General features: G+C 70.2%; 7 protein-coding genes. 2 read left to right on the top strand and 5 right to left on the bottom strand.

Annotation, left to right across the window (positions count from 1 at the left end; genetic code table 11):
* From fdxA to boxC, 4 genes are read right to left on the bottom strand one after another with little or no spacing between them, the layout of a single operon-like run.
* Complete coding sequence (gene fdxA, locus Q0R63_RS22875; RefSeq protein ID WP_295702407.1) at nucleotides 1-333, bottom strand: ferredoxin; 333 nt, start codon at nucleotides 331-333, stop codon at nucleotides 1-3.
* Nucleotides 334-383: 50 nt separating this feature from the next.
* On the bottom strand, nucleotides 384-1,400 hold the full coding sequence (locus Q0R63_RS22870; RefSeq protein WP_295702406.1) for an NAD(P)/FAD-dependent oxidoreductase: 1,017 nt from the start codon (nucleotides 1,398-1,400) through the stop codon (nucleotides 384-386).
* A complete protein-coding gene (locus tag Q0R63_RS22865) occupies nucleotides 1,397-3,007 on the bottom strand; it encodes a benzoate-CoA ligase family protein (protein ID WP_295702405.1) in 1,611 nt (536 codons plus the stop codon). Before Q0R63_RS22865 ends, Q0R63_RS22870 begins: the two co-directional genes overlap by 4 nt.
* Before the next feature lie 4 nt (nucleotides 3,008-3,011).
* Nucleotides 3,012-4,751 (bottom strand): 2,3-epoxybenzoyl-CoA dihydrolase, encoded by a 1,740-nt coding sequence (boxC, locus tag Q0R63_RS22860; protein WP_295702404.1) that lies wholly within the window; start codon nucleotides 4,749-4,751, stop codon nucleotides 3,012-3,014.
* A 174-nt stretch (nucleotides 4,752-4,925) separates the two neighbouring features.
* Here boxC and Q0R63_RS22855 point away from each other — a divergent pair, with 174 nt between their 5' ends.
* Entirely contained in the window at nucleotides 4,926-5,765 is an 840-nt protein-coding gene (locus Q0R63_RS22855) for a PaaX family transcriptional regulator C-terminal domain-containing protein (protein WP_295702403.1), read from the top strand.
* A 16-nt stretch (nucleotides 5,766-5,781) separates the two neighbouring features.
* Here the strand turns inward: Q0R63_RS22855 and boxB are convergent, their stop codons facing one another.
* On the bottom strand, nucleotides 5,782-7,260 hold the full coding sequence (gene boxB / locus Q0R63_RS22850) for a benzoyl-CoA 2,3-epoxidase subunit BoxB (protein ID WP_295702402.1): 1,479 nt from the start codon (nucleotides 7,258-7,260) through the stop codon (nucleotides 5,782-5,784).
* 263 nt (nucleotides 7,261-7,523) lie between these two features.
* Between boxB and sigK the strand changes: the two genes are divergently transcribed.
* A complete protein-coding gene (gene sigK / locus Q0R63_RS22845) occupies nucleotides 7,524-8,114 on the top strand; it encodes an ECF RNA polymerase sigma factor SigK (RefSeq protein WP_295702401.1) in 591 nt (196 codons plus the stop codon).
* The last annotated feature ends 13 nt before the right edge of the window (nucleotides 8,115-8,127 follow it).

Genomic DNA, 8,127 nt, shown 5'->3' with positions numbered 1-8,127 from the left:
TCAGGCCCACCCTGAGACCAGCGGCGTGTCGACGCCGATGTCGCCGACCTTGCGGGAGCCGCCCGGAGCCCCGAGCGGCGCGTCCCGACCGGTCAGCACCTCGACGAAGAACGCCCGGTTGTCCTCGATGAACACCTTCTGGTCCGGCTCGACGCGGCGGTCCTGGGCGATGGCCTCGACCGGGCAGACCGGCTCGCAGGCGCCGCAGTCGATGCACTCCTTCGGGTTGACGTAGAGCTTGCGCTCCCCCTCGTAGATGCAGTCGACCGGACATTCCTCGATGCAGGACCTGTCCATGATGTCGATGCACGGGGAGGCAATGACGTAGGGCATGCTCGCGACTCTCCTCAGGGCGTGGTGGGGACTCAGGGCGTGGTGGGGACTCAGGCGGGTTGGGGGACGGAGGCAGGGGTGTCGGTCGAGTGGCCCGGGAAGAGCTGGGCCGCCGGGTCGAGGTGCACGGCAGCATTGTTCACCGCGGTCGCGACCTCGCCGAAACCGGTGGCGATCAGCCGGACCTTGCCGTCGTAGTCGACGATGTCACCGGCAGCGAAGACGCCGTCGAGGGCCGTCCTCATCGCCGAGTCGACGACGAGGTGGCGGTTGTCGTGCAGCTCGAGTCCCCACTCGCGCAACGGCCCCAGGTTCGCCGTGAAGCCGAGGGCGGCGACGAGCCGGTCGCAGGGCAGCGACCGGGTCGCGTCCTCGCCGGTGACCCGGATCTCGATGTGCTGCAACGCCGCTCCCCCGGTGGTCGAGACGACCTGCGCGTTGGTGATGACGTCGACCGGGGCTGCGCGCAGCTGCTCGAGGGAGCCGGGATGAGCGCGGAAGGCCTCGCGGCGGTGGACCACGGTGACGCTGCGGGCGACGGGATGGAGCATCAGCGCCCAGTCGACCGCACTGTCGCCGCCGCCCACGACGACGACGTCGCGACCGGCATACGCGTCAGAGGTGGGGACGAAGTAGTCGAGGCCGCGGCCGAGGAAGGCTTCGCCGGCGGGCAGCGGCCTCGGGGTGAACGTGCCGATGCCCCCCGTGACGACCACGGCGCCCGTGACGATCTCGGTCCCTGCACTCGTGCGGATGACGAGTCGGTCGGGCCGGTCCGGGACGGGCACCCGGTCGAGGGTCTGCGCCTCCTGGCCGAGGAGGTAGATGGGGTCGTAGGGGGCGGCCTGCGCGACGAGGTTGGCGACGAGGGTGCGGCCGGACACCGCCGGGAATCCGGCGATGTCGTAGATCTGCTTCTCCGGGTACATCGCCGTGACCTGACCGCCGACCTGGCTCAGCGAGTCGACGACCGCGGTCCGCAGGCCGCGGACGCCGGCGTAGTAGGCGCCGAAGAGACCGACCGGGCCGGCACCGATCACGAGCACATCGACCTCGACGGTGTTCACTTCGCGACCGCTGATCGTGTGGCGAGAGAGGGCGACTCGACCTCGGCGGCCGCGAAGAGCTGGCGCACCTTGTAGCGCTGCATCTTGCCGGTGGCGGTCTTCGGCAGCTCGGCGACGAAGACGATCTGCCGCGGGGCCTTGAAGTGGGCGAGGCCGTCACGACACCACTGCACGAGCTCGTCGGCGCCGACGGGAGCGGTCGCCGACGCGACCACGACGGCGACCGGCTTGTCGAGCCCGTCGGCGTCGGGGACCCCGATGACGGCGGCCTCGAGGACCGAGGTGTGCTGGACCAGTCGGGCCTCGACCTCGGCGGGTGACACCCAGATGCCGCCGGCCTTGATCAGGTCGTTGGACCGGCCGAGACACGTGTAGTAGCCGTCCTCGGAGCGGACGTAGGTGTCACCGGTGTTGAGCCACTCGCCCTGGAAGACGGCACGGCTCGCATCGGTGCGACGCCAGTAGCCGAGGGCCATCGACTGCCCCCGGACGTAGAGCTGGCCGGGCTGCCCGTCCGGCACCGGTTGACCGACGAGGTCGCGCAGCGCGATCTCGTAGCCCGGCACCGGCCGGCCGGTCGTGCCGGGACGGATGTCGCCAGGACGGTTGGACACGAAGATGTGCAGCTCCTCGGTGGAGCCGATGCCGTCGATGATGTCGACCCCGAAGCGGGCCCGGAAGCGCTCGAGGAGGGCGGCCGGCAACGGCTCCCCGGCGGAGGCGGCGAGACGGACGGAGGCGAAGGAGTCGTCCGGCACGTCGCTCGCCAGCAGCCCGGCATAGAAGGTCGGCACCCCGAAGAACAGGGTGGGGCGCTCGGCGCGGACCCGGTCGCCGATCGAGGCCGGAGTGGGACGTGCGGCCTCCAGCACCGTCGTGGCCCCCACCGCCAGCGGGAAGAACATGCTGTTGCCGATGCCGTAGGCGAAGAAGAGCTTGGCCACAGAGAGACAGACGTCCTCGGCGGTGATGCCGAGAACCTGGGATCCGTAGGTCTCACAGACGAGTCGGATGTTGGCGTGCCGGTGCATCGCCCCCTTGGGCCGGCCCGTCGTGCCGGAGGTGTAGAGCCACAGCGCCCACGAGTCGTCGGTCGTCGGGGCCAGAGCACGGCGCTCCGGCGGCGCCGCGCCGCCGGACTCGAGCAGCGCCGCGAACGGGGTGACGGAGACGCCGGGTGGCACGCCGATCTCCAGCTCTCCGTCGGTGACGACGGTCTGCACGTCGGGCGCGTGCCGCAGCGCCTCCTCGACCTGCGGCGCGAAGGGGGCGTCGACGACGACGACCCGCGCGCCCGAGTCGGCGATGATCTCGCCGAGCTCGTGACCACTCAGCATCGTCGAGACCGGGACGGCGACCAGTCCCGCGCGGAAGCAGGCGAGGATGCCGCTGAACATGACGACGCCGTCACCGGTCACGAAGACGACCCGGTCGTCGTGGTGCAGGTCGAGGCCACGCAGGCCGGCGGCCGTGGCTGCCACCTGGTCGGCCAGCGCGGCATACGTGAGGGTCGCCCCGCTGGCGGCCCGGACGGCGACGTGGTGGCCCCGGCCGGCCCCGACGTGGCGATCGACCAACCAGGCTTCGGCGTTGAAGGTGGTGGCCACGGGCTCAGACCCGCTTGAGGTCGTAGTCGCCCTTTTGGCCCGAGCCGTAGCGGCGGAGAGCGCCGTCCGGGCCAGCGGCGTTGGGGCGGAGGAAGATCCAGTTCTGCCACGCGGTCAACCGACCGAAGATCTTGGTCTCGAGCGTCTCCGGCCCGACGAAGCGGTGGTTGGCCTCCATGCCGGTGAGGGCGTCCGGCGACAGCGAGGCCCGCTCCTCCAGCACGATCCGGAGCTCGTCCTCGAAGTCGATGTCGTCCAGCGCGAGGGTCACGAGCCCGGCGTCGGTGGCCGTCGCCGCGTCGAGGTCGGAGCCGACCCTGGCGCCCGCGGCCGCGAGCTGGTCCGGGTGTCCCCAGAAGCGCGAGGCGAGCCGGGTCAGGCCGTTGCCCATCGGGTAGGCGCCGAGGTTGGACGGGGTGATCCGGATCGTCGCGGGCGCGGCGTCGGGGTCCACGTCCTCGTAGACGCCGTCGAGCATGTACTGCCGGTCCGCGGCCAGGGCGAGCTCGAGCAGCAGACCGACGAACGCCGTGCCGGGGTCGATGACGGCGACGAGGCTGCGGCTCGTGACGTCGAGCCGCTTGAGGGTCCGCTTGTAGTAGAGGGTCACCTCGCGGACGAACCAGTCGTCGGCGAGCTCGGTCAGCTGGGCGTCGTGGGCGAGCACCAGCTCCTGAACGCCCGAGGTCCGGAGCACCCAGGTGCCGATGTCGAGCTCGTTGGTGCGCAGGTGCAGGATCAGGTCGTCGAGAGCACGGGTCATGGCGAGCGGCCAGTAGGCGGCGCCCTGGGCGAGCACCCCCGCAGCGTCGGCCGGCGGCGGCGCGTCGGGCCCCGACACGGTGATCTCGGCGACCCGGCGGACGCGGTCGATCGTCGCGGACACGTGGGGGTAGGTGATCCGGTCCCCTCCGTCGCGCCGGTCGAGGGCCGTGAGGGTGACGCCCTCTGCGTCGGACGGGCGGGTCGAGCGGGCGGCCGCCTCGCTCGCGCGGCGCCTCACCTCGTCCGCGAACGCGTTGCGTGGCACGGTGGCGTCGACCAGTCCCCACTCGACGGCAGTGGCCCCCCGGTAGCCCTCCGACTTCGTCGCGAAGAGGTCGGCACGGTCCTTGCGGACGAAGCGCTTGTCCACGACGCGGGTCAGGCCTCCGGTGCCGGGCAGGACCCCGAGCAGCGGCACCTCGGGCAGCGAGACGGTGGACGAGCCGTCGTCGATGAGGACGATCTGGTCGCAGGCGAGGGCGAGCTCGTAGCCGCCACCGGCCGCCGTCCCGTTGAGGGCGGCGACCCACGTCTGCCCGGAGTGGGCCGTGGCGTCCTCGATACCGTTACGGGTCTCGTTGGTGAACTTGCAGAAGTTGACCTTCCAGCCGTGGGTCGACTGGGCCAGCATCCGGATGTTGGCACCGGCACAGAACATCCTGTCGAGCCCGCCGGTCATCACGACCGCCTTGACGCCCGGGTGCTCGAAGCGGACCCGCTGGACGAGGTCGTATAGCTCGATGTCGACACCGAGGTCGTAGCTGTTCATCTTGAGCTCGTAACCGGGGACGAGGCCGCCCTGCTCGTCGACCCGCAGGGTCGCCGTGGCGATCTCCCCGTCGACCTCGAGGCTCCAGTGCCGGTACCGCTCGGGAGAGATGGCGAAGGTGACCACCGGCAGGGATACGGCGACCTGGTCGGCAGGTCCCTGATCCTCGCGACCCGCGTGATCGGAGAGGGTGCTGTCGGTGATGGTCATGACGCTTCTCCAGGGGATCGACGGCTTCGGCGGGGAGGACCTGACTTGATAGTCTACGAATCTTCTACGTTTCGTCAAGTATTTGTAGTGTTAAGGCGGCCGCATCCACTCTCCGGCCGTCCTGACAGAATCACCACCCGGAGCCACCATCACCATCACCACCCGAGGAGACCCGTGCCCAAGGTCGGCATCGCCGAGGCCAGTGCCCGGTCGCTGCTGCTCACCGTGCTCGGGGAGTTCGTCCACGCGCGGGACGGCGAGGTCTGGACGGGGACCCTGGTCTCGGCGCTGGGCGCCCTCGGGGTCGAGGAGAAGTCCGCGCGTCAGGCCTTGTCACGGACTGCGGCCGAGGGGCTCCTCACCTCGGAGCGGCACGGGCGCCGCGTGCGCTGGCGTCTGACTCCGAGCGGCCGTCAGCTGCTCGCCGAAGGCACCGAGCGGATCTACGGGTTCATGCGGGGGACGCGGGAGTGGGACGGCCGCTGGCTGGTCATCAGCATCGCCGTGCCGGAGTCCCAGCGGCAGCTCCGGCACCGTCTCCGCACCCGCCTGACCTGGCTCGGGATGGGCTCCCCCTCCGCCGGCCTCTGGGTGGTGCCGGACGCGACGAAGGAGTCCGAGGTCCGCTCCGCGATCAGGGAGCTGGACCTGTGGGACCGGACCTACGCCTGGGTCGGGCCCGCGGTCGACGCGAGCGAGTCGACCCGGCTGCTCGCGGAGGCCTGGGACCTCGCCGACGTCGAGACCCGTTACCTCGACTTCATCGACACCTTCGGCGCCCTCGAGGCGACGTCGGGCGAGGACGCCTTCGTGGCCCAGACCCGCCTCGTCCAGGACTGGCGACGGTTCCCCTTCGACGACCCCGACCTTCCGGCCGAGCTGCTCGACACCTGGAACCACGACTGGCCGGGCCCGCGGGCCGCGGCGATCTTCCATGATCGCCGGACCCACTGGAACCGGCTGGCTCAGGCCGAGTGGGACCGCCTCGACGACGAGGCGGGCCAGCGCACCTGACCCGGCCGGGCCGGCCTCAGGCCAGGCCCTCCTCGGCGAGGTGGACGTAGTCGAACTCGACCGGCTGGTCGTTGATCCCGGACGACGGAGGCGCGATCCAGCTGGCGAACTTGCCCAGCTCGTACTGCGGCACCATGAGGTCCGCGACCGCCTTGCGGTCCTGCTCGCTGGGCAGCCACGAGTCGATCCGCGCGGCGTGCGTCTCCGCGTCGAGGACCTCACCCTCGGGGCTGACCGGCTGCCCGGCATACACGCCGACCTTGCGGTTGAAGCCCTCGTGGGGCAGGAGGAGCCGCTCCTCGAGACCGGCGTCCTCGAGTGCCTGGTTCCAGCGTCGGACCCCGTTCGCGCAGTCGGCGACGTATTCGTCGCGCAGGTCGAGGTTGAGGGCCGAGAGCATCGGGACGGTGGTGGTGGCGATCTTGCCGTCCTCGACGAAGCTCATCTCGCGGGTGTCCTCGAGGAGCTCGTGGTCGTCCTTGCGCCGGGTCTCCATCCACCGACCCTTGAGGCCCGAGGAGTAGTAGTTGCCGGCGTTGGTCGACCGCTCGGATCCGAACAGGTCCATCGAGACGGAGAACTGGAAGTTGAGGTACTTCTGGATCACCGTGAGCGGGATGACCCCCTGCTCGAAGGCTGCCGCGCCGCCGTTCTCCTTCATGACCTCGGCGGTGCGCTCCACCGTGCGCTGCACGCCGGTCGTGCCGACGAACATGTGGTGCGCCTCCTCCTTGAGCATGAACTCGCAGGTGCGCGCCAACGGGTCGAAGGCCGACTCCTTGAGGGTGCCCAGCTGGAACTTGCCGTCACGGTCGGTGAAGTAGGTGAACATGAAGAACTGCAGCCAGTCGGTGGTCGCCTCGTTGAAGGCGCCGAGGATGCGGGGCGAGTCGAGGTCGCCGGAGTTGCGCTTGAGCAGCTGCTCGGCCTCGTCGCGGCCCTCCCGCCCGAAGTAGGCGTGCAGCAGGTAGACCATCGCCCAGAGGTGACGCCCCTCCTCGACGTTGACCTGGAAGAGGTTGCGCATGTCGTAGATGCTCGGCGCGGTGCTGCCGAGCACCCGCTGCTGCTCGACCGAGGCGGGCTCTGTGTCGCCCTGGACGACGATGAGACGCATGAGGTCGGCGCGGTGCTCGCCCGGGACCTCCTGCCACGCCGGCTCGCCCCGGTGCTTGCCGAAGCTGATGACGCGGTCAGGGTCCGCCTCGGCCAGGAAGATGCCCCAGCGGTACTCCTCCATCGGGACGTGCTCGAAGTGCGCCCAGCCGTCGCGGCCCACCGCGACGGCCGTCCGCAGGTAGACGTCCTTGGTCGGGAGCGACGGACCCAGCTGCCGCCACCAGTCGAGGAACTTCGGCTGCCACCCCTCGAGCGCGCGCTGGAGGCGCCGGTCACCGTTGAGGTTGACGTTGTTGGGGATCCGCTCGCTGTAGTCGATCTGGCTGAGCGGGCCGGTGGGCGAGGGGGCCGGGCCGGTCCGAGCGTCGATGCTCATCACTGGTCTCCTGTCGGACGTCGGTGGGCTGTCACGTAAAGTTCTACACTTTGGTTGCGTGATTGCCAAGTGATTGTGGACTATTTCCCCGACTCGCCGTCGACGACCGGGTGAGGAGCAGTGTGACGACCATCACATCCGCTAGAGGCCCGAAGGTGGTTGAAACGTGATCTAAATCGGTGGCCAGGGTCGGTGGCCCTTCGCCGCGGTCTCCGTCAGGCTGACGTGGGGCGCTTGTGCTCCGCTCAGCTAAGGAGAACCCCGTGACGGTTCGGGCCGTGCCGAATGCGACAGCTGACGGGCTCGGCGACCTCATCGTCCGGTCGGCCGAGGGCGATGAGATCGCCTTCGCGCAGCTGTATGACGCCGCCTCACCGCGCCTCTTCGGGCTGGTCCTGCGGGTCCTGCGGGACCGGGCGCAGTCGGAGGAGGTGTGCCAGGAGGTGTTCCTCGAGATCTGGCGCACGGCAGCCCGGTTCGACCCCGACCGCGGCTCGCCGCTGACCTGGATGATGACCATCGCGCACCGCAAGTCCGTCGACCGCGTCCGGTCCGCCGAGGCGTCGAGCCGTCGCGACACGCGATACATCGAGACCAGCCACGAGGTCGAGTACGACGTGACCGCCGAGGCCGCCACCGCCTCGATGGACGGCCAGCGGGTGAGCGCGGCCCTCGCTGCCCTCGCCCCCGGCCAGCGCAACGCCCTGGAGCTGGCCTACTTCGGGGGGCTCACCCACTCCGAGGTCGCCGAGAAGCTCGGTGTTCCGCTCGGGACGGCCAAGACGCGGATCCGCGACGGGCTGATCAAGCTGCGCGTCGCCCTGAGCTCCGGACACGACGTCGAGTTCGCGTGAACTCACACCCTTC

It is taken from the genome of Lapillicoccus sp., from assembly GCF_025353065.1.
Lineage (GTDB): Bacteria > Actinomycetota > Actinomycetes > Actinomycetales > Dermatophilaceae > Lapillicoccus.
The sequence above is the reverse complement of the archived record's forward strand: the minus strand, read 5'-3'. Positions and strand labels throughout refer to the sequence as shown.